The sequence below is a fragment of the Clostridiales bacterium genome (genome assembly GCA_017569285.1).
Taxonomy (GTDB): domain Bacteria; phylum Bacillota; class Clostridia; order Christensenellales; family Aristaeellaceae; genus Aristaeella.
In genome coordinates, this window is record CP069419.1 from 199,075 (window position 1) to 221,354 (window position 22,280).

At 54.5% G+C, this 22,280-nt stretch carries 17 protein-coding genes; all 17 read left to right on the forward strand.

What is annotated here, in order from left to right:
• Window positions 1–138: 138 nt before the first annotated feature.
• From JNO48_00970 to JNO48_01050, 17 genes are read left to right on the forward strand one after another with little or no spacing between them, the layout of a single operon-like run.
• A complete protein-coding gene (locus JNO48_00970; protein QTE68517.1) occupies window positions 139–435 on the forward strand; it encodes a hypothetical protein in 297 nt (98 codons plus the stop codon).
• On the forward strand, window positions 435–2,771 hold the full coding sequence (locus JNO48_00975) for a UvrD-helicase domain-containing protein (GenBank protein QTE68518.1): 2,337 nt from the start codon (window positions 435–437) through the stop codon (window positions 2,769–2,771). The genes JNO48_00970 and JNO48_00975 overlap by 1 nt, the downstream gene beginning before the upstream one ends.
• The gene (ligA, locus tag JNO48_00980) at window positions 2,768–4,741 is read left to right on the forward strand and encodes an NAD-dependent DNA ligase LigA (GenBank protein ID QTE68519.1); all 1,974 of its coding nucleotides are present in this window, start codon (window positions 2,768–2,770) and stop codon (window positions 4,739–4,741) included. Before JNO48_00975 ends, ligA begins: the two co-directional genes overlap by 4 nt.
• Before the next feature lie 33 nt (window positions 4,742–4,774).
• Window positions 4,775–5,458: a site-2 protease family protein gene (locus JNO48_00985; protein QTE68520.1), complete on the forward strand. Its 684-nt coding sequence runs from the start codon at window positions 4,775–4,777 to the stop codon at window positions 5,456–5,458.
• Window positions 5,459–5,477: 19 nt separating this feature from the next.
• Window positions 5,478–6,281: a segregation/condensation protein A gene (locus JNO48_00990; GenBank protein ID QTE68521.1), complete on the forward strand. Its 804-nt coding sequence runs from the start codon at window positions 5,478–5,480 to the stop codon at window positions 6,279–6,281.
• Window positions 6,278–6,850: an SMC-Scp complex subunit ScpB gene (gene scpB / locus JNO48_00995; GenBank protein ID QTE68522.1), complete on the forward strand. Its 573-nt coding sequence runs from the start codon at window positions 6,278–6,280 to the stop codon at window positions 6,848–6,850. The genes JNO48_00990 and scpB overlap by 4 nt, the downstream gene beginning before the upstream one ends.
• Before the next feature lie 46 nt (window positions 6,851–6,896).
• Complete coding sequence (locus tag JNO48_01000; GenBank protein ID QTE68523.1) at window positions 6,897–9,683, forward strand: peptidase C11; 2,787 nt, start codon at window positions 6,897–6,899, stop codon at window positions 9,681–9,683.
• 35 nt (window positions 9,684–9,718) lie between these two features.
• Window positions 9,719–11,578 (forward strand): TIGR03960 family B12-binding radical SAM protein, encoded by a 1,860-nt coding sequence (locus JNO48_01005; GenBank protein ID QTE68524.1) that lies wholly within the window; start codon window positions 9,719–9,721, stop codon window positions 11,576–11,578.
• Window positions 11,556–12,230: a TIGR03936 family radical SAM-associated protein gene (locus JNO48_01010; protein QTE68525.1), complete on the forward strand. Its 675-nt coding sequence runs from the start codon at window positions 11,556–11,558 to the stop codon at window positions 12,228–12,230. Before JNO48_01005 ends, JNO48_01010 begins: the two co-directional genes overlap by 23 nt.
• A gap of 4 nt (window positions 12,231–12,234) precedes the next feature.
• Window positions 12,235–13,263, forward strand: coding sequence for a ribonuclease E/G (locus tag JNO48_01015; protein QTE68526.1), 1,029 nt, complete (start codon window positions 12,235–12,237; stop codon window positions 13,261–13,263).
• Between the two features lie 4 nt (window positions 13,264–13,267).
• Complete coding sequence (miaB, locus tag JNO48_01020) at window positions 13,268–14,665, forward strand: tRNA (N6-isopentenyl adenosine(37)-C2)-methylthiotransferase MiaB (protein QTE68527.1); 1,398 nt, start codon at window positions 13,268–13,270, stop codon at window positions 14,663–14,665.
• A gap of 3 nt (window positions 14,666–14,668) precedes the next feature.
• On the forward strand, window positions 14,669–15,073 hold the full coding sequence (locus JNO48_01025) for a YlbF family regulator (protein ID QTE68528.1): 405 nt from the start codon (window positions 14,669–14,671) through the stop codon (window positions 15,071–15,073).
• Between the two features lie 15 nt (window positions 15,074–15,088).
• Window positions 15,089–17,686 (forward strand): DNA mismatch repair protein MutS, encoded by a 2,598-nt coding sequence (gene mutS / locus JNO48_01030; protein QTE68529.1) that lies wholly within the window; start codon window positions 15,089–15,091, stop codon window positions 17,684–17,686.
• A gap of 21 nt (window positions 17,687–17,707) precedes the next feature.
• A complete protein-coding gene (gene mutL / locus JNO48_01035; protein ID QTE68530.1) occupies window positions 17,708–19,645 on the forward strand; it encodes a DNA mismatch repair endonuclease MutL in 1,938 nt (645 codons plus the stop codon).
• A gap of 19 nt (window positions 19,646–19,664) precedes the next feature.
• A complete protein-coding gene (miaA, locus tag JNO48_01040) occupies window positions 19,665–20,582 on the forward strand; it encodes a tRNA (adenosine(37)-N6)-dimethylallyltransferase MiaA (GenBank protein QTE68531.1) in 918 nt (305 codons plus the stop codon).
• A gap of 20 nt (window positions 20,583–20,602) precedes the next feature.
• The gene (locus JNO48_01045) at window positions 20,603–21,865 is read left to right on the forward strand and encodes a methionine gamma-lyase family protein (GenBank protein QTE68532.1); all 1,263 of its coding nucleotides are present in this window, start codon (window positions 20,603–20,605) and stop codon (window positions 21,863–21,865) included.
• Window positions 21,858–22,142: a GIY-YIG nuclease family protein gene (locus JNO48_01050; protein ID QTE69645.1), complete on the forward strand. Its 285-nt coding sequence runs from the start codon at window positions 21,858–21,860 to the stop codon at window positions 22,140–22,142. Before JNO48_01045 ends, JNO48_01050 begins: the two co-directional genes overlap by 8 nt.
• The last annotated feature ends 138 nt before the right edge of the window (window positions 22,143–22,280 follow it).

Below are 22,280 nucleotides of genomic sequence, written 5' to 3' on the forward strand. Positions count from 1 at the left end.
CCCCCTTGCCGGTTAATGTATCCAATATTAGAAGAAACCCATTTGATTGTCAAGGATGATCATTGTTTTGAACAGAAAAATGTGGTAGAATATTTTCGTTCGTTAAAGTGTGAAACAGACAGGATGTGACCGGATCTTATGTTCGAACCGAAAGTAAAAAACAGGCAGACCGATATGCTGATGAACGCGGTTATCCAGCTTCATGACGTGGAAGACGCATACCGTTTTTTCGAGGATCTCTGCACGATCCCCGAAATCCGGAGTATCAGCCAGCGGCTGGAGGTTGCCGATCTGCTTCGTAAAAAGGAAACATACCAGCGGATTGCCGAGGAAACCGGAGCATCCAGCGCTACAATTTCCCGGGTCAACCGGGCATTGAATTACGGGGCCGACGGATATAACCGTGTTCTCGATGAGATGGAGAAAAGCAAGTAATGGATATCTCTGTACTTAACCGCGAACAACGGAAAGCCGCCGAAACACTTGAAGGTCCGCTGCTGATCCTGGCCGGTGCCGGAAGCGGAAAAACACGCGCACTGACCTACCGCCTGGCCAACCTGATTGATCACGGAATCCCTGCATGGTCCATTCTCGCACTGACATTCACCAACAAAGCCGCCCGGGAGATGAAGAACCGGGTTGAAGCGCTGATCGGAACCCAGGGGGCAGACGAAGCCTGGATCGGCACTTTTCATTCCGTCTGCGCACGAATTCTCCGGCGGGATATCGAAAAGCTCGGATATTCCCGCTCTTTTGTAATCTATGATGAGGATGACCAGCTTCGTGTGCTGAAAGAGATCTATAAACAGCTGAACGTGGATGACAGCTTCATCCCGCTGCGTGAAACCGCCTACAAAATCAGCGATGCCAAAAACAGGCTCCTCACGCCGGATGAGTGGTTCGCCCAGTCCGGCCGTGATTTCCGGAGCAACAGAATCCACGATATCATGATTACCTATGAGTCCCGGATGAAGGGACTGAACGCCCTGGATTTTGACGACCTGCTGATGAAGACCCTGGAGCTTCTCGCCAGCCATCCCCCTGTCCTTGATACATACCGGAAAAGGTTCCGGTATGTCATGGTGGATGAATACCAGGATACCAACCACGTCCAGTACGAGCTGGTCCGTATCCTGACAGCGGAAAGCCGGAACCTCTGTGTTGTCGGTGATGATGACCAGAGTATTTATGGGTGGCGCGGCGCCGATATCCGGAATATCCTTGATTTTGAAAAGGATTATCCGGATGCCGTGGTGATCAAGCTGGAACAGAATTACCGGTCTACAGCCACCATTCTTGATGCCGCCAACCAGGTCATTGCCCACAATGCAGACCGTAAGGACAAAAAGCTCTGGACGGAGAAGGACAGCGGAAACCGGATTACTGTTTACCGCGCTTCCGACGAACATGATGAAGCCGCCTGGATTGCCGCCCGCATCCTTGAGCTGAAAAAATCCGGAATGGGATACGGCCATGACGCGGTCCTATACCGTGCAAATTCCCAGAGCCGCGTCATTGAAGAAATGATGATCCGTTCCGGGATCCCTTATAAGGTATTCGGCGGACAGAAATTCTACGAACGAAAGGAAATCCGCGATATCCTGGCTTATCTTCGCGTGATTGTAAATCCTTCGGATGATATTTCCCTCGGACGGATCATCAATGTTCCGAAGCGGTCCATCGGAGATGCAACCGTCCAGGTGCTGACCGATTATGCCTCCGCCTCCGGCATCCCCCTGTTCAGCGCCCTGAACGACCTTCCGGAATCGCTGGGTTCCAGAGCGCGGAATGCCGTATCCGACTTTGCCACGCTGATGACTATGCTCTGCGCAATGAAGGATTCCATGCCGCTGGAGGAGTTCGTGGACTATGTAATCAGTCAGACCGGACTGGAAAAGCAGTATATCAACGAAAATACCGAAGACGCCGTCGCCCGGCTGGAGAACATCGGTGAATTCCGCGGCACACTGCATGAATTTGCGGTTTCCGCAGAAAGTGCAACCCTGGAAGCATACCTGGAAAACGTATCCCTTATGACGGACCTGGACCGGGAAACCGACCAGGAGGGGTTTGTCACCATGATGACCCTTCATTCGGCCAAAGGGCTTGAATTTGATCATGTTTTTATCCCCGGGATGGAGGAAAATGTTTTTCCCAGCTACCGGAGTGTCAATGAGGAGAACCGGCTGGAAGAAGAACGCCGGCTCATGTACGTCGGTATTACCCGTGCCAGGAACCGCCTGTTCCTGTGCCACGCGGAATCCCGCATGCTTTACAACCAGTTCAGCCATAATGCACCGAGCCGGTTCCTGGATGAGATTCCGGAACGTCTTCTGAAGCGGGAATCCTTTGACGGATTCAACGGTGCAAGGGGTTTTATGAACTATTCCCGGCAGGATCCGGCTGTTTCCCGGAAGAAGCCAGAGTTTTCAGGATGGAACCGTCCGCCGGAGACCCGGCATGAGCATCCTTCCGCCCCGGCCGCCATTGGCGGCAAACCCCGCCTGACACTGAAAGGGGTCTCCCTGGACAGTATCCCGGGTGTCAGCCGCGGATTTATGCCCAGCCCCGCCAGGGAGTTTGATTCCTCCCTCCGGAAGCTGTTCCGGGAAGGGGATTCAGTCATGCATCCCAAATTCGGAAGCGGAAAGGTCGTTCAGATCAGCGGAAGCGGTTCGGACGCGCGGATTCTGATTGATTTCGGCAATAACGGCACCCGGGAGCTTTCCCTGGCCGTTGCCCCGATTGTCAAAGTGGAGGAAGAGTCATGAATGAACAGAAATCAGCCCGGATGCATGAGCTGGTCCGAAAGCTGAATGACGCTTCTCACGCTTATTACGTGCTGGACAATCCCTACATCTCTGATATGCAGTGGGATCAGATGTATGATGAGCTTCGCGCGCTGGAGAACGAAACCGGTATCGTACTGGAGGATTCACCCAGCCGTCATGTGGGCGGCGGAGAAACGCTCCGGGGTTTTGAAGAACACCGTCATATTACCCGTCTCTGGTCCCTGGACAAAGTCCAGAGCCTTGAAGCCCTGGATGCATGGATTCTCCGGACGGAAAAGCTGGCCGGAAAAACCAATCTCCAGTACTACGTGGAATACAAGTTTGACGGCCTGACCATCAACCTGACCTATGAAGGCGGAAAACTTGTCCAGGCCGCGACACGCGGAAACGGAATCATCGGGGAAGCAATCCTTCCGCAGGCCCGGACAATTCACAGCCTGCCGAAAACCATTCCGTATACCGGAAGGATTGAAGTGCAGGGTGAGTGCATCATGCGGCTGAGTACCCTGGAAAAGTACAACGCAGCCCATCCCGATGACCGCCTGAAGAACGCACGCAATGCCGCAGCCGGCGCACTTCGCAACCTGGATCCTGCCGTTACGGCAGAGCGGCACCTGGATGCGTTTTTCTACCAGGTCGGTACAATTGACAATCCGCCATACGATTCCCAGCCTGGAATGCTCCGTTTCCTTCGTGAAAACGGATTCCAGGTCAGTCCTTTCCTCGGAAAGGGAACCGGGCGGGAAGAGCTTGAAAAGTGCATCCGGGAGATCGAATCACAGCGGAACAGCCTGGACTGGCTGATCGACGGTGTTGTGATCAAGGTCGGAGACAGCCAGCTGCGTGAACAGATGGGTTACACTGAAAAATTCCCCCGCTGGGCTGTCGCTTTCAAATTTGAAGCCGAGGAATGTGTCACCACCCTGGAAAACGTTACATGGGAGCTTGGGCGGACCGGCAAGCTGACGCCGCTTGCACATGTAAAACCGGTGGATTTTTACGGTGTCACAGTCCAGAAAGCCACACTGAACAATATGGGTGATATCCTGCGCAAGGATATCGCCATCGGGTGTGATGTCTGGATCCGCCGCAGCAATGACGTCATTCCCGAAATCATGGGCCGTGCCGGAGAAATCAGGCCGGGGGAAATCCCCATTGAAAAGCCCTCCGCCTGTCCTGCCTGCGGCGGTCCCCTGACAGAAAGGGGTGCCCATATTTTCTGTATGAACCGGATCAGCTGCAAACCGCAGGCGATTGCCCGCATCAGTCACTTTGCGAGCCGGGAAGCCATGGATATTGAAGGACTGAGTGAAAAAACCGCTGCCCAGCTGTATGACCAGGCCGGTATCCGGGAGCCCGCCGACCTTTACAGCCTGACGCCCATGGATTTCCTGATGCTTGACGGATTCAAGGAAAAGAAAGCCGCCAAGCTGTCCGAAGCCCTCGAAAAAAGCAAGCACTGTGAACTGGACGCTTTCCTGTTTGCCCTTGGCATTCCCAATGTCGGACGGAAAACGGCCCGCGATCTGGCCAATGCTTTCGGCACCCTGGACAGCCTGGCCGGCGCCGATGCGAAAGCATTGACCTCCATACCGGATATCGGCGATGTAGTTGCCGGGAGCATTGTTGAATACTTCACTTTCCCTGAGAACCGGCGGACAATCGAAAAGCTCATCCATGCCGGCGTCCATCCAAAGGAAGCCGCCGGCAAAGCAGATGGTCCCTTCAGCGGAATGTCGGTTGTCGTAACGGGAACGCTGCCCACGCTGAGCCGTAAGGAAGCCGAAGACCTGGTCCGTTCATGCGGCGGGAACGCTTCCGGCTCCGTCAGCAAAAAAACGGCATTCGTTGTTGCCGGAGAAGCCGCAGGAAGCAAGCTGTCCAAGGCACAAAGTCTTGGAATCGAAGTGATCGACGAGCCGGAGTTTCTTCGGCGGGCTGGAAAATAAGTCTGTTTGTATTACAGGAGGCGAAAAGCATCCATGCTGTTCAGCGGAATCAATTCCTTCATATCCAGCCTTCAGGCTGATCCCCTGGGAACAGTTCTGGAGTATGTGTTTTTAGGCGTCTGTATCCTTCTCAGCCTGATCCTGCATGAATGTGCGCATGGCTATGTTGCCCTGAAGTGTGGTGATCCGACCGCCTGGATGATGGGAAGGCTTTCCCTCAATCCCGCCAAGCACCTGGATCCAATCGGTACCCTGTGCATGGTTTTTCTCCGTGTCGGCTGGGCCAAGCCGGTTCCGGTCAATCCGCGGAATTTCCGCCATTACAGACGGGATTACATCCTGGTATCCATTGCCGGGATCGGAGTGACTTTTCTTCTGTTTTTGATCGGTCTGGCTGCGTACATTCTGATTTACAAGTACACTGCCGATACGGTTATATGGGAATATCTGCTTCAGTTTTTCGCAATGCTTGCCCAGATCAATATCGGTCTGGCGATCTTTAACCTGATCCCGGTACCTCCGCTCGACGGGTACCGCATCCTGAATCAGTTCGCTTTCGGCGGAAAGCTTGACCAGAGCCTGACCCCGCAGACCATGATGATTATCCGTTACGCATTCCTGATGCTTTGCATCACCGGCATACTCAGTCCGGCACTCGGCAAGGTTATCGGAAGCGTGTTCTCTTTCTTCCTGAATCTTTTCTGGAAAATTCTGTAAGGCTGGAGTTTGAAACCAAATGATTGCACGGGAATTCAGGCTGAAGGATTTTGACGGTCCGCTGGACCTGCTCCTGACGCTGGTCGGAAAAGCGCAGATTGATATCCGGGATATCTTTGTCAGCGAAATCACCGATCAGTATCTGGAAATCGTCCGGAATGCCCCTGACCTGAACATGGATGAAGCCAGTGATTTCCTGGTGATTGCCGCCACACTGCTTGAAATCAAAAGCAGGTCCATGCTGCCGCGGCCCGTTGTCCATGAGGAAGAAGAGGATCCGGAAGAAGAACTGATCCGCAGGCTGGAAGAATACCGCCGTTTCCGTGAGACCGCTGACCGGATGAAATATTTCGAAGAAGCGGCCCGGCAGGTATTCACCAAGCTTCCGGAAGAATACCCGCTTCCTCCCCAGGAGTTTGAGCTGACCGGATTATCCCTGGACGGGCTGGTCCAGGCTTTCCAGCGGATCTGGGAAAGAAAACCGGTTCTGGATACTAATCCCGAGAGCAATCATTACGCTCCCCGGAATATCCGCCGGGATGTCCACACCGTCCGTGAATGCATGCTGGATCTGATGCATACGATCAAAAGGAAAAGGAAGATCCGTTTTGAGGAAATCTTTTCAGATTCTCCCACGCGGGAAGAAGTCGTCACCATGTTCCTGGCGGTACTGGAGCTGCTCAAACTCGGCCAGATGCATGTAAAGCAGGACAGCGTATATGAGCCAATTGTCCTGTATTCGGGAAAAGGAAAGCCGGTAAAGGATTTCCAGACAGAAATGGATACCGAAACAATGAATGCCGCGGGAGGTGATGTCCTATGACGGAAGGCGGGGGAAACATTTTCGGGATGATTGAATCCATCCTGTTCGTTGCCGGTGAAGCCGTGGAATTCCGGGACCTTGCCAAAGCCCTCCGGATCGGTGAGGAGGAGCTGGAGAAAGCCCTGGAAAAGCTCTCCGATGAATATGACTTCAACCAGCGCGGTTTTTTGCTGAAGCGTTTCGGCACCAAAGTCCAGCTCGCAACCCGCCCTCTGTATGCGGACGCGGTTGTTCGCCTGCTGCAGCCCGTACAAATGCAGAGTCTCGGCCAGGCGGCCATGGAAACCCTGGCCGTCGTCGCTTACCGCCAGCCGGTCACCCGGGCGGAAGTAGAACAGATCCGGGGCGTGAAATGTGATTACAGCCTGCAGAGTTTGATGATCAAGGGACTGATCCGGGAAACCGGCAGAAAAGATACCATCGGCCGTCCGATCCTGTACGGTACGACAGATGAGTTCCTCAGTCATTTCGGAATCCGCAGCCTGGAGGATCTTCCGCCTCTTCCGGATGATACACGGACTGCAGCTATCCCCGATGTTCCGGAAGATTCCGGAGATCTGATTTCATAAATGGATTCTTGCTTCAGTTGGCAAATAAGACAGGAGGTTGAAAAAGATGGATAACCAGAAGAAACCGAGAGCCCGTGAGAAAAAAGTAGTTGGGAACGGCAAAGGGGTTGAAATCCACGGTGAAGGACTGGGAACCGGCCCGGTCAACAACATGGGCAATTATGAAGACCGGAAGCCCCATCCGTCTTCCGTGCCCCAGTCGGGGCGTCCATCCGGCTCCGGATTCGGGAGTCCTTTCGGGCAGAGTTCATCCCATCCCCCAAGACCGCAGTCCGGTCAGTCTGCCGGTTTTCAGGATCCTTTCCGCCGTCCATCCGGCACTTCCGGTTCTTCCCAGCAGCGTCCTTCCGGGACTTACAACAGTTCTTCCCATCAGCGGCCGACATCCGTTCCCGGATCCGGATACCAGCAGCCTTCCGCCTCCCAGGGCAGCCATCGTCCGACAACCCGCAGCGGCGGAACCGGTTCGGGCGGCAGCGGAAAGCTGATTATGCTGGTGCTGGTCGCCGCTGTCCTGTTCTTCTTCGGCAAAAACTTTCTCGGCGGGGATAATGAGGAAATCCTGTCCTACACCGGCAACGACAATACCGCATTGACCCAGACATCCATTGACCAGAGCAGCAGCACCGGATCCACCGGCAGCCTTTCCAACCTGCTGAGCGCTTTCATGTCCTCAGGAAGCAGTTCTGTCTATGATTTCAGCGGCGGAAACCTGCTCTCTTCTGTCACCGGAAACACCGGCAGTTCCGCTGACTACTTCACATCCACATCCAGTACCGGCAGCGGCAATACCAATTCCGGCACTCCGGACACCACTGTTGCCAGCGGCGCACGCTCCAAATTTACAAAGATCCTCGGCGGCCAGAAAGATACGGTCACACTGATGGTTTATATGTGCGGCACCGACCTGGAAAGCCAGAACGGGATGGGAACCGCCGATATCAAGGAAATGCTGAATGCAGATCTCGGCGACCGTGTGAACCTCCTGATTTATACCGGCGGATGTTCCCGCTGGCGGAATAATGTGGTATCCAATCAGTACAACCAGATTTACCTGGTCCGGGGCGGTCAGCTGACCAGGCTGGAAAACAACATGGGAACTGCCTCCATGACCAATCCAGCCACACTAACCGGTTTTATCCAGTACGGCGCTAAAAATTTTCCGGCCAACCGGATGATGCTGATCCTGTGGGACCATGGCGGCGGGTCCGTGTCCGGATACGGCTACGATGAGAAATACGGGCGCAATCAGTCCATGTCCCTGGCAGGCCTCAATACCGCGCTGAAAAACGGCGGTGTCCAGTTCGATTTTATCGGTTTTGACGCTTGCCTGATGGGTACGGTTGAGAACGGCATCATGCTCTCACAATACGCTGATTACATGATCGGCAGTGAAGAAACCGAACCGGGCGTCGGCTGGTACTATACCAACTGGCTGAACAAACTGGGAAAAAATCCCGGAATGAGCACCATCGAGATCGGAAAGACCATTGCTGACGATTTCGTTGAAGTCTGTGCGAAGCAGTGCCGCGGACAGGCAACCACTCTCAGCATTGTTGACCTCGCTGAGCTGGAAGCCACTGTTCCCGCCGAACTCAAAAACTTCAGCATCGGCACAAACCAGATGATCCAGAATAAGGAATATAAGGCAGTATCCACTGCCCGTATCAAAACAAGGGAATTCGCCCAGGCTTCCCGGATCGACCAGATCGACCTGGTTCATTTTGCCAAAAACATGGGCTCTGAAGAAGGCAAAAAGCTGGCGGAAGCCCTGCAGGGTGCGGTCAAATACAACCGGACCGGCGGCGGAATCAGCAATGCCTACGGCCTGAGCATTTATTTTCCCTACAAGCGCTCCTCTGATGTCGGTAAAGCCGTTTCCACCTATGCAGCCATCGGAATGGATGAAGAATACTCCCGCTGCATTCAGGAATTTGCCAGCCTGGAAATCAGCGGGCAGGTGGCCGGCGGTTCAAGCATTTCTTCCTACTCATCCGGTTCCCAGAGCATTGCCCTGCCCGGACTGATGGAAAGCCTGATGGGCAGCGGAAACAGTTATTCCTCTTCCGCATACGGTTCATCCTCCGGCCTGACCGACCTGCTGGGCGGTCTGTTCAGCACAGACTCTTCCTCCTACGGAGGAGGAAGTTCCCTGTTTGACCTGTTTTCCGGACGCAGCCTGACTGCGGAGCGTGCCGCAGAATACATTCTTGACAATCATTTTGACGCGACACAGCTGGTCTGGAAAAACGGCGGAATCGAACTTCCGCAAAGCCAGTGGGACCTGGTTGTCAGCCTGACGCGGAACGTATTCTTCGATAACGGATCCGGATATATCGACCTGGGAACCGACAATGATTTCACCATCACCGGAAATACCCTGGCCGGCGAATTTGACGGGACCTGGCTGTCCATCAACCGCCAGCCGGTTGCGTACTATTACCTGGATACGATTGAGGACGGAGATGACTATCTGATCTCCGGATATGTCCCCGCCATCCTGAACGGAACCCGGGTCAACCTTCTGCTGTATTTCGATTCCGAAAACCCTTACGGCTATATTGCCGGCGCCCAGATAGTCTACCCCGGTTCCGAGCCCGGTGTGGAAGCCAAAAACCTGATCCAGATCGGCAAGGGAGACCGGATCCAGTTCATCTGCGATTTCTACGATTATAACGGAAATTACCGCGACAGCTACAAAATCGGCAATCCGCTGGTTCTCGGGGATGAGGTTGAAATTGCCAATACCCCTGTCGGAACCCTGGAAAACTGCCGCGTCACTTTCTGCTTCACCGATCTGTACCAGCAGAAATACTGGACGCCCGCACTGTAAACCGCCAGCAAGAAATCTACCGGGAGTCTGAATACATGAACGAAAATGAACGCTTTGAAAAAATCCTGGAAAAAGTGCAGAAAGCGCCCCGTTATACCGGCGGAGAGATGAATACGGCCGTCAAAGGGTGGGATGACTGTCCGCTGCACTTCGGCTTCTGTTTTCCGGATACATACGAAGTAGGAATGAGCCATCTGGGGCTTAAAATCCTGTACGGCCTGATTAACCGGGAAGAATGGAGCCTGTGTGAACGGTTCTTTATGCCATGGACCGACATGATTGCCCTGATGAAGGAGGAAAACCTTCCGCTCCTGTCCACGGAAAGCCGGCATCCGATGCATGAATTTGATGTCATCGGTTTTACGCTTCAGTATGAAATGAGTTATACCAATATCCTTGCAATGCTGGATATGGGCGGAATACCGCTGGAGGGAAAGGACAGGGGAGAATCGGATCCCATCGTCGTCGCCGGCGGTCCGTGTGCCTTTAATCCGGAACCGCTGGCGGATTTCATCGATGCCTTTATGATCGGGGACGGCGAGGACGTAATGACCGAACTGAACCGGGTCATCCTGGAACGGAAAGAAAAAGGGCTTTCCCGGAAGGAATGCCTGCGAAAGCTTGCTGATCTGGAGGGCGTATACGTTCCTTCCTTCTATGATGTGGAATATGATGCCTCCGGTATTATTACCGGCATTCATCCCAATACCCCGGGCGTACCGGAAACCATCCGGAAACGCGTGGTAACCGACCTGAACCAGACATATTATCCGGAAGAAATCCCCGTTCCTTACACGGAAGTTGTTTTTGACCGGATTATGCTGGAGATCATGCGGGGCTGTACCCGCGGATGCCGTTTCTGCCAGGCCGGAATGCTCTACCGTCCTGTTCGGGAACGGAGCCTGGAAAAGCTTATTGACCTGAGTGAAAAGCTTGTTGCCTCCACCGGATATGAGGAGATCAGCCTGAGCAGCCTCTCCAGCGGTGACTACACGTGCCTGCCCGAACTGATCCGCGAACTGATGCGGAGAATGAAGGATAAACGGGTTTCTATCTCATTGCCCAGCCTCCGGATTGACAGTGTGCTGAAGGAAAGCCTGGAGGAAACCCAGCAGGTTAAAAAAACCAGCCTGACTTTTGCGCCGGAAGCCGGTACGCAAAGAATGCGCGATGTGATCAATAAGGGCGTTACCGAATCCGACCTCCTGGAGAAAGTCCGGGATGCATTTGAAGGCGGATGGAGCAGTGTCAAACTGTACTTCATGGACGGACTTCCGACAGAAACCGATGAAGACCTGGACGGGATTGCCGACCTTGCCCGAAAGGTGGTCGAAGAATACTTCCGCGTTCCCCGGGAGCGCCGGGCCAAGGGGCTGCGGGTGACCGTCAGCGCCAGCACTTTTGTACCCAAGCCTTTTACTCCATTCCAGTGGGCTGCCCAGGACACAATTCCCGAAATCATCCGGAAGCAGGATCATCTGAAAAAAGTGCTGAATATCAAGGGTGTAAACTTTAACTGGCACGAACCGTATGTCAGTTTCCTGGAAGCCTGCGTTTCCCGCGGGGACCGGCGGATCGGCCGTGTGCTCCTGACTGCTTACCGGCTTGGCTGTATTCTGGACGGCTGGACCGAAACATTCCGGTTTGATACCTGGATGGAAGCTTTCAAAGCCTGCGGCCTGGATCCGGCCTTCTATGCCAACCGCGAGCGCGGACGGGATGAAATCCTGCCATGGGATCACATTGACAGCGGAATCACCAAACAGTTCCTCTGGCATGAAAAGGAAAAGAGTGAACAGGCAGTCACCACAAAAGACTGCCGGAAGGGCTGCAACGGATGCGGCCTGCAGCGCTGGAAGGGGGTATGCGGATATGCGAATCCTCGCAGTGTTTGAGAAAAGCGAAAGAATCCGCCATATCGGCCACCTGGACATCCAGCGCAGTATGCAGCGCGGTTTGCGCCGCAGCGGTCTTCCGGTAGCCTATTCAAACGGGTTTAACCCGCATATCCTGATCACGTTCGCGTCCGCGCTGAGCACCGGTGCCTGCGGACAGCGGGAGATCATGGACGTAACCATGGCCGAACCGACGGATGCAGAAGTATTCCTTGAGAAAATGAACCGCGCCATGCCGCCGGAACTGCACCTGAAGGAGGCACGGGCTGTGGATGACCGGCATCCTGCGCTGATGGGATCCCTTCGGGCCGCTTCCTACGATCTGATGGTTTACGATCCGCAGGAGGCTGCACTGCTGAACAGCGCCATTCCGCTCATGATGAGCCAACCTTCCATTCCGGCTATGCGCAAAACAAAAACCGCACTGAAGGAATGCGATATCAAGCCGCTGATTTATTCCCTGAGCGGAAACGGCCAGCATATCCGTGCCATGCTAGCCCTGACCGAAAAGGAAGCCTGCAAGCCCGGTATGCTGATGGAAGCCCTTTCCGGAGCCGCCGGACTGAAAGAACCGGTCCGCTTCCTGACCACACGCACCGGATTATTCGGAGAAAATACGGAAGGAAACCTGGCTCCTCTGGAGCTGCTGTAACTGAATGATGAACAGAACCATCTACATTCTTCCGGATGCACGTGCGGTTGCCGAAGACAACCGGCTGGTGGAATACCTCCCGTCGGATTCGGATACGCAGTCCGGTGATATCCTGATCGCCCGGATCGGGCGGATCATGGCCGGAATGGAATGTGCATTTGCAGATATCGGCAGGAGCAAAAGCGGCTTTCTCCCCCTTGCTGAAAACAGCAGCAGTTTCCAGGGGTCCGCAGTGCGCTCAGGCGATCTGACCGTTGTTCAGATCCGGAGGGAAGAAAACGGAACCAAAGGCGCTTTCCTGAGCAGGGATCTCTCAATTCCCGGCGAAAAAGTCATTCTGATGCCTATGAACCGGTATATCGGTGTCAGCAACCGGATTACCGAACCTGAGGAGAGGGATCGGCTCCGGAAAATCGGACAGGCGGTTTCCGGCGGCGCATTCGGCCTTGTTCTCCGTACTTCCGCCGTCAACGCAGATGAATCTTCCATCCGGGAAGAAGCAGAAACGCTTTTCTTTCTCTGGCAGGATATTGAGAAAAAAATCCCCGGCGAGCATCGTCCCGGAACCGTTCTGTTTTCCGGAGACCCTGTACAGCAGCTGATGGATGATTACCGCATTCATTCCGGTGATTCTGTAGTCCGGGCCGATACACTGCCCGCTGATCTCGCGCACCAGCTTTCCTCCGCTTCCGCCCGGAAAATTCCCCTGAAAAGCGGTGGGAACATCGTGATTGATCCATGTGAGGCACTGACCGTCATTGATGTCAACTCCGCTTCATACACCGGCAGCAGCACCAAGGAAGCCAGTGTTACCGCGGCCAACCTGGAGGCCTGTGATGAAGCCGCCGTCCAGATCCGGCTTCGGAATATCACAGGAATCATCCTGATCGACTTCATTGATATGGAGAGCGAAACAGACCGAAGTCTGATACTGGAACGGCTGCAGAATCAGTTTTCCCGTGACCGCCGGAAGACCGTGATTCATGGCTGGACAAGGCTTGGAATCATGGAAATGACCCGAAAGAGAGTGTAACCGCATGAAGAAACAGGAGACCATCGTTTCCCGGGAAGAAATTGAACGCCAATACGGATTCATGCATGAAATCCGCATGCTTCCGCATCGTCCGGAAACTTATTATATTGTGACATACGGCTGCCAGATGAATGCCCATGACTCGGAAAAGCTGGCCGGCATGCTGGAAGAAATGGGGATGACTCCCGCTCCGAACCGGGAAGAATCCGATTTTGTGATCTTCAACACCTGCTGTATCCGGGATAATGCGGAACGGCGTGCCCTCGGCAATATCACCTGGCTGAAGGAGGTCCGCAAGACACGGCCGAACCTGATGATTGCTGTATGCGGATGTATGATCCAGGAACCCGGAATGGCTGAAAAGATTATGAAGCAGTACCGCTTTGTCAATCTGGCATTCGGCACTTCCAATCTGTACCGCTTTCCGGAACTGATGCTTCAGGCGCTCAACAGCATGGAAAGCACGGTTGTCGTGGATGACGGAGAGCCCGTACCGGAAGGGCTGCCCGTCCGCCGGCTGCGCCATGATGCTGCCTATCTCACCATCATGTACGGCTGTGACAACTTCTGCAGCTATTGTATTGTTCCATACGTACGCGGCCGGGAAAGAAGCCGTGATCCGGAATCCATTCTGAAAGAAGCAGAAGATCTCCTGAAAAGCGGAATACAGGAGATCATGCTGCTTGGCCAGAATGTCAACAGCTACGGAAAAGGGCTGCCCGGGAACCCGTCATTTGCCGGTCTTCTCAGCGACCTGGACCGGATGGGTATCCCCCGGATCCGGTTCATGACAAGCCATCCGAAGGATCTTTCCGATGACCTGATCGATGCGATGGCCTGCGGAAAACATATCCTGCCCCAGTTCCATCTTCCTGTTCAGAGCGGAAGCGACCGGATCCTGAAGCTGATGAACCGCCACTATACGCGTGAGAAATACCTGGAACGCGTGAAACAGCTTCGTGATGCCGTGCCCGGCATCGGCCTGAGCACAGATATCATCGTCGGTTTTCCGGGGGAAACGGATGAGGACTTCCGGGATACACTGGACCTGGTCCGCGAAGTGCGGTATGACAGTGCTTTCACTTTCATTTATTCTCCGCGTACCGGAACAAAAGCCGCCAGTTTTTCTGACCAGATTGACCCGGATGTATCCTCCCGCCGGATTGAGGAACTGATTGCCCTGCAGGAAAGCCTGCAAAAGGAAACCATGAAGCGTTTCCTCGGGCAGGAGGAGGAAATCCTGGTGGAAGGACTCAGCCGGAGAAGCAAGCATGAAATTTCCGGAAAAGGACTGCACGGGATCTCCGTTACCACCGGAGGATGCAATGAAGACATCGGCCGTATTATCCGGTGCCGGATTACCGGCCTGAAAAACAACACGCTGACTGCGGAAAGGATCTGAACCATGCGCGAAGTAATGATGAAAGCCCAGGAACTGGCGGAAGCCATCCTGAACAGTGAAACATATACCCGGATGAAAAAGCTGGAAGGCGAAGTGCGCCATGATGAAACCGCCGCCCGTCTGTTATCCGATATGATCGAAAAACGGCAGGCCGTTGAATCCATCCTGTCTTCGGCCAACATGAAACCGGAAGAGCTGTCCAGCGCCAGCCTGGAAATGGAGGCGGCGGAAAAGGCAATGAATGAAAACGAGCAGATTGCCGCCCTGAAATCCGCCCGCAAGGATTTCCAGACCATGATGGATAATGTCAACCAGATCCTCCGCCTGGTGATTACCGGCCGCGTTGATGACAATCCGTCCGGCGGGTGCTGTTCCGGCAATTGTTCTTCCTGCGGAGGATGTCAGTAAAGAGAGGTTTATACCATGGCAATTTCACCGATGATGCAGCAATATCTGCAGATTCATGACCAATATCCGGACTGCCTGCTTTTATTCCGGCTGGGCGACTTTTACGAGCTTTTTTTTGAGGATGCAAAAACCGCCTCCCGCGAGCTGGAGCTGACACTGACCGGAAAAGACTGCGGGCTCGAAGAGCGCGCACCGATGTGCGGCGTCCCGTTCCACTCTGTCAATACCTATATTGAAAAGCTGATCAGCAAAGGATACAAGGTTGCCATCTGTGAACAGATGGAGGATCCCGCCACCGCCAAAGGCCTGGTCAAACGCGATGTGGTGCGTGTCATTACCGCCGGTACCGTGACCGATCCTTCCATGCTGGAAGACAAAAGCAACAACTTCCTGGCAAGCGTCTATTTCGACGGAAAGCAGACCGGAGTTGCCTATGTGGACGTCTCCACAGGTGAATTCAATGTTTCCGAACCCGTTCCCGAGCATCTGCGGACAATGCTCCTGCGGATTGCTCCCACCGAAATCATCAGCAATGATCCGGTCCGCCTGGTTGAGAAAGCGGGCAGCGAAATCGGATATGTGACTGAGCAGAAAAAGGAATGGTACCAGCATCGGAATGCTGCCTCTGCACTGGCCGCCCATTTCCATGTGGGACAGCTGACCAGCCTCGGACTGGATGACCACCGGAAAGCGGTTTGCGCAGCCGGCGCGCTGATGAAATACCTGGAGGAAACTCAGAAGAACGACCTGGAGCACATTACCTCCGTCCGCTTTATCCGTGATGAAAACGGAATGATCCTGGATTCCAATACCCGGAGGAATCTCGAACTGACGGAAAGCCTTCGCGGCAAAGGGCGACAGGGAACCCTGCTGGGGCTTCTGGATAAAACCTGTACCGCCATGGGCGGCCGCCTGCTGCGAAGCTGGGTGGAGCAGCCCCTGATCCGACTGGACCTGATCAACAGCCGCCTGGATGCCGTGGAGGAACTCGTCAGCCGACGCATTCTCGGTATGACGCTGGCAGAAGAGCTTGAAGGTGTTTACGATATGGAGCGCCTGCTGAGCAAAGTTTCATACCGAAGCCTGAACGCAAGGGATTGTCTGGCCCTCTGTGCCAGCCTGAAACGGATTCCGGGCATCCGTTCGCTGCTCTCGGATGTGCAGAGTGAAGAGCTTTGCCGGATCCGGGAAGACCTGGATCCACTGGATGACCTATGCGCGCTGCTGGATCAGTCCATCCATCCCGATGCGCCTGTATCCATTACGGATGGCGGAATCATCCGGGATGGATATTCCCGGATCCTGGATGACTACCGGAGTGCCCAGACCGGCGGGAAGCAGTGGATTGTTGAGCTGGAGCAGCGCGAAAGGGAAGCAACCGGCATCAAGAACCTGAGGATCCAGTACAATAAGGTCTTCGGCTACTATATCGAAGTGACAAAGAGTTTCCTGTCCCAGGTTCCGGACCGGTATATCCGCAAACAAACCCTGACCGGAGCCGAGCGGTATATGACCGCTGAGCTAAAGGAGATCGAGCAGAAAATCATCGGTGCGCAGGAACAGAGCGTCCGGCTGGAGCTCCAGCTCTTCAATGAAATCCGGGACCGGATTGCCGCGGAAATCGGACGAATCCAGAAAACCAGCAGTGCCCTGAAGCACCTGGATGTTTATCAGAGCATGAGCCGGACCGCATCCGAAAACGGATACGTCCGTCCGCTTATGACGGAAGACGGTACCATTGCCATTACCGAAGGCCGGCATCCGGTGGTAGAACAGAGCATCGGCGAAAGCGGTTTTATTCCGAATGATACGCTGCTGGACCTGGATGCTAACCGCATGATGATTATTACCGGCCCGAACATGGCCGGAAAAAGCACCTACATGCGGCAGGTTGCCCTGATCTGCCTGATGGCCCAGATCGGATCTTTTGTTCCGGCAAAGGAAGCGAGGCTGTCTGTATGCGACCAGATATTCACCCGGGTCGGCGCATCCGATGATCTTGCCAGCGGACAGAGCACGTTTATGGTGGAAATGAGCGAGACTGCCTATATCCTGCGCAATGCCACGCGGAACAGCCTGATCATCCTGGATGAGATCGGCCGGGGGACCAGCACATTTGACGGTCTGGCGATTGCGTGGGCCGTTGTCGAATACATCTGCAGCAAGGAACGGATCGGAGCAAAGACGCTGTTTGCCACGCATTATCATGAACTGAGCGAGCTGGAAGGCCACCTGGACGGAATCAAGAATTACTGCATTTCCGTCAAGGAACACGGAGAGGATGTTATTTTCCTGCGGAAAATCATCCGCGGCGGCGCTGACAAAAGCTTCGGTGTCCATGTGGCCCGCCTGGCCGGTATTCCCCGGCCTGTCATTGTCCGGGCGCACGAAATCCAGGCCCGGCTTGAAGTCAGTGACATTAACCAGAATACGATCGGGCAGAATATTCTGGGGGAACAGAGCCAGCAGCGGATGAATGAGCAGCTGGACCTGTTTGACTACCGGAAAACCGAAATACTCGAAGAATTGCAGGCACTGGATGTCATGGCCCTGACACCCATGGACGCCATCAACAAGCTGTTCCTGCTCCGGGAGAAAGCCCGTAAACTGTAACCTTGAAGGGAGATTGCGACCATGAGCAAGATCCGCATGCTCAGCGAAAGCATGATCGGCAAAATTGCTGCCGGTGAAGTGGTGGAGCGCCCTGTATCTGCGATCAAGGAGCTGATTGAAAACAGCCTGGATGCCGGCGCCACTTCCGTGACAATTGAAATCCGTGAAGGCGGTCTGGAATACATCCGGGTTACGGATAACGGCAGCGGTATCGACGAAAGCGATATCCGCATGGCTTTTGAACGCCATGCCACCAGCAAAATTTCCCGGGAACAGGACCTGGATGCAATCCAGACGCTCGGGTTCCGCGGTGAAGCGCTTGCCAGTATTGCAGCTGTTTCCCGCATCACTCTGACCACCCGTACCCGGGACCGGGATACCGGCCTGAAAGTAATCAACGAAGGCGGAAAGATCACATCCGTTGAGGAAACTGCCGCTCCGGCCGGCACCACCATCATCGTTCGGGATCTTTTCTTCAATACACCCGTACGGCGTAATTTTATGAAAAAGCCTTCTGTGGAAGGCGCTGCCGTGAATGAACTGATCACCCAGCTGATCCTCAGCCGCCCGGACATCAGTTTCCGTTATCTGTCCAACAGCAAAGTCCTGTATCATTCTCCCGGCGACGGACAGCTTTCCTCCGCTGTCCATACCGTTTACGGCGGCCAGGCCCTGGGTACCATGCGGAAAGTGGACGGCCATATGAACGGCATCATTCTGAAAGGATACGTCGGAATCGGGGATAATGCCCGCGGCAACCGAAACCAGGAAATGTTCTTTATCAACCGGCGGATCATGCAGAGTCAGACGCTTTCCAATGCTCTGGAGCAGGCATGCCGGGAGCGTGTGATGATCGGGAAGTTCCCGGTCTGTGCCCTTCATATCAGCATCCCGTTTGAAAACGTCGATGTCAATGTCCACCCAAACAAGCTCCAGGTCCGTTTCCGTGATGAAGCAGCCGTCAGCGAAGCGGTCCTGACGCTTGTCCTTGAAGCGCTGAAGGACCGTGATGCTTTTGAAAGGCCTGTGGAGATGTTCCTGACGCGTGACCGTGTGCCCCAGGATCCGGTTCCTGCCACCGGAAAAAATCCTGCGTCAGCGCCGTCCGCCGTTGTCACCATGGCGAAGACTCTTCCTGCCCAGGCTTCTGTCGTTTCGCCCGCAGTTCCTCCGGAACCTGTATTCCGGGAAATCGTGAAACCTCCGGAGCAGTATTGTGCCGCTCCGGCTGCCCTCGCCGTTCAGACCGTGCCGCCTGTCATCCCGGTTTCTTCTTCCGGTATCCCGGCTCCGGCTGCTGATCCGCTTTCCCCCGCGGCAGTTGCTCCGGCACCATTCCGGGAAGAGAAAGCCGAGCAGATCAGCACGATTCTTCCGCAGGTATCCCGGCCGCTGAAAATTTTCGGTGCGGTTTTCAACACGTTTATCCTGATTGAATATGAAGATCATCTGCTGCTTGTCGATCAGCATGCGGTACACGAGCGCCTGCTCTTTGACCGCCTGATGCAGGAAAATGCTGTCCAGAATCTCGGCCAGGAGCTGCTTGTACCGATTATCATTCCTATGACCCGCAAGGAAATTTCCCTGATTGAAGACAACCGGAAAGAGCTTGAATCCATCGGTCTTGTAATCGATTCCTTCGGGGAAAAGGACGTTGCGGTCCGCACGATTCCCATGGTTCTGGGCGAAGCCGAAACCACCGGATTCGTCCGGGATATTCTGGCGGACCTGGATGAAAAGCATTCCCTGGCTTTTGACAAGAAGCGCGCCGCCCTTCTTCAGACCGCCTGCAAACATGCAGTTAAGGGTGGGGAAGAGCTTTCCGAAGACCAGCTTCGCAGCCTGGTCGAGGAAATGATTGAAAAGAAAGTAACCCCGACGTGTCCCCACGGACGCCCGTTGGTGGTTTCCATCAGCCATCGGGAACTGGACCGGAAGTTCAAACGGATCCAGAACTGAACCTGAACGGAGAGGAATCATGCCGGATCGAATCATATGCCGGGTCCTGACCGGACCGACCGCGAGCGGCAAATCCAATTTCGCCATGGAACTGGCCGCACAGATGGGATGGGATATCCTCTGCATGGACAGCATGCAGGTTTACCGGCGGATGAATATCGGCACAGCCAAACCTTCTGCCGCAGAACAGAAGCTTGTTCCGCATCATCTCCTGGACATCCGGAATCCGGAAGAATCCTTCAGTGTATCCGAGTATGTCACAGAAGCGGAGTCCCTGGTTCGGGAGCTGTATCATGCAGGGAAAAACGTCCTGTTTGTCGGCGGGACCGGGCTGTATCTGCAGGCAATGATGATGCCGATGGGAATGGGAAACGTTCCGGCCAACCCCGCTTTGCGGGAAGAACTGAACCAACTGGCACTGACCGAGGAAGGGAAGCGGATCCTGCATTCCCGCCTTGAAAAGACCGATCCCGATACTGCCGCCAAACTTCCTCTGAACGATATCCGGCGGACAATCCGTGCCATCGAGGTAACCGAAGCAACCGGAATTCCTTTTTCCCGTCAGGAAAATCGCCCTGATCATTCCCCCTTTGAATGGCGGGTTGTATCCACTGCAATGGATCGGAACATGCTTTATGACCGGATCAACCGCCGTGTGGATCAGATGTTTCATGACGGTCTTGAAGAAGAGGTTCGGGGCCTGCTTTCAGACGGTGTCCCGGAAACAGCCCAGAGCATGTGCGCCCTCGGCTATAAGGAAATGATCCCGTATATTCACGGCCTGATTACAGCCGTGCAGGCTGCTGATGCCATCCGTACAGGAAGCCGTCATTACGCCAAGCGCCAGATCACCTTCCTGAAACGGATACCGGATATCCGGTTTGTCGATGCCGGAATTCCCGGTGCCTGCAGCCGGATCGGCCGGATTCTTGCATAACAGAAAGGAACATTGCCCATATGGAAACCATTCAGAAGCTGATCCGATCCGCAGAGGAGGATCTGTCGGCCATTTTCAGGCAGATTGATGAAAACGAAGAATACCGGACCCGTGCCATCCTGGATGTTTTCCGGGATGAAGGTGTCAGCTACCGTCATTTTTCCCCGACTACCGGTTACGGATATGATGATATCGGACGTGATACCCTGGAGCGGGTTTATTCCCGTGTTTTCCATACAGAAGCAGCCCTGATGAGACCCCATGTCGCAAGCGGCACCGCGGCCCTCAGCCTGACCCTGTCCGGTCTCACTCATCCGGGGGATCACATTCTCAGTGTCACCGGGATGCCTTATGATACGCTGCAGAGTGTGATCGGGATCGGAGACCGTCCGCATCCCGGTTCCCTGAAGGAATACGGGGTTTCCTTTGACTGCCTGGAACTGAACAACGGGAAAATAGATATTTCCGCAATGGAGCAGGCAATCCAGCCGGAAACCACCCTGATCATTGCCCAGCGCAGCCGCGGGTATGCATGGCGTCCGAGCCTGCTTCCGGAGGATTTTCGTGAAGCTGCTGAAATAATCCATACCCGTTATCCCGGAATCCGTTTCATGGTTGACAACTGTTACGGTGAATTTGTAACCCGGGATGAACCCACCGATTACGGCGCAGATGTCTGTGTCGGCAGCCTGATCAAAAATCCCGGCGGCGGCCTTGCTCCGACCGGGGGATACATTGTCGGAAAAACAGAGTGTGTGGAACGGATCGCTTACCGGCTGACCGCTCCCGGACTGGGGAGGGAACTCGGTTCCTACGCAGCCTCCTACCGTCCGTTCTATCAGGGGCTTTTCATGGCACCGCATACGGTTGCCCAGGCGCTGAAAACCGCTATCCTCGCTTCCCGTGTTTTTGAAAAACTCGGCATGGTTACCACTCCTTCCTCCACTGAAAAGCGGGCTGATATTATCCAGGCAATCCAGTTCGGCTCTCCCGAGCGGCTGGTTGCCTTCTGCCAGGGGATTCAGGCCGCCAGTCCTGTCGACAGCCAGGCTGTTCCGGAACCATGGGATATGCCCGGATATGACGATCCTGTCGTGATGGCCGCCGGAACATTTGTCGCCGGTGCCAGTATTGAACTCAGCTGTGACGGCCCGATCCGTGAACCGTACACCGCCTATATGCAGGGCGGCCTGACATATGCACACGGAAAAATCGCGATTGCAGAAGCACTCAGCCGAATGGCAGGGAACGGTTCCCTGAAGCTTCTCAACCGTGATGAATAATGCGTGCCTGCAGCCGTCCGGGTTTTATACCTACCTGCTGGAATGCTCGGACGGAACCTATTACTGCGGCTGGACCAACAATCCTGCCGGGCGGCTGGCAGCCCACAACAGCGGCAGGGGAAGCAAGTATACCCGTTCCAGGAGGCCCGTCCGGATGGTATACCTGGAGTGCTGTTCATCCCGAAATGAAGCGATGCGAAGGGAAGCAGAAATCAAAAAGCTGACCCGGCAGCAGAAGGAAAAGCTGATCCTCTCCATACCGGATCCGGTTCTGTAAAACCGGCCGGTATTATTTTTGTTTTCTTTTTTGGCTTTTTTTCTTGATCTGCCCGGCTAAATATGATATATTAATCAGGTAAGCCCAACCCCTGGTCGTTAATTACGGTTCATTTCCTCCATGGTTGTTTACATGACC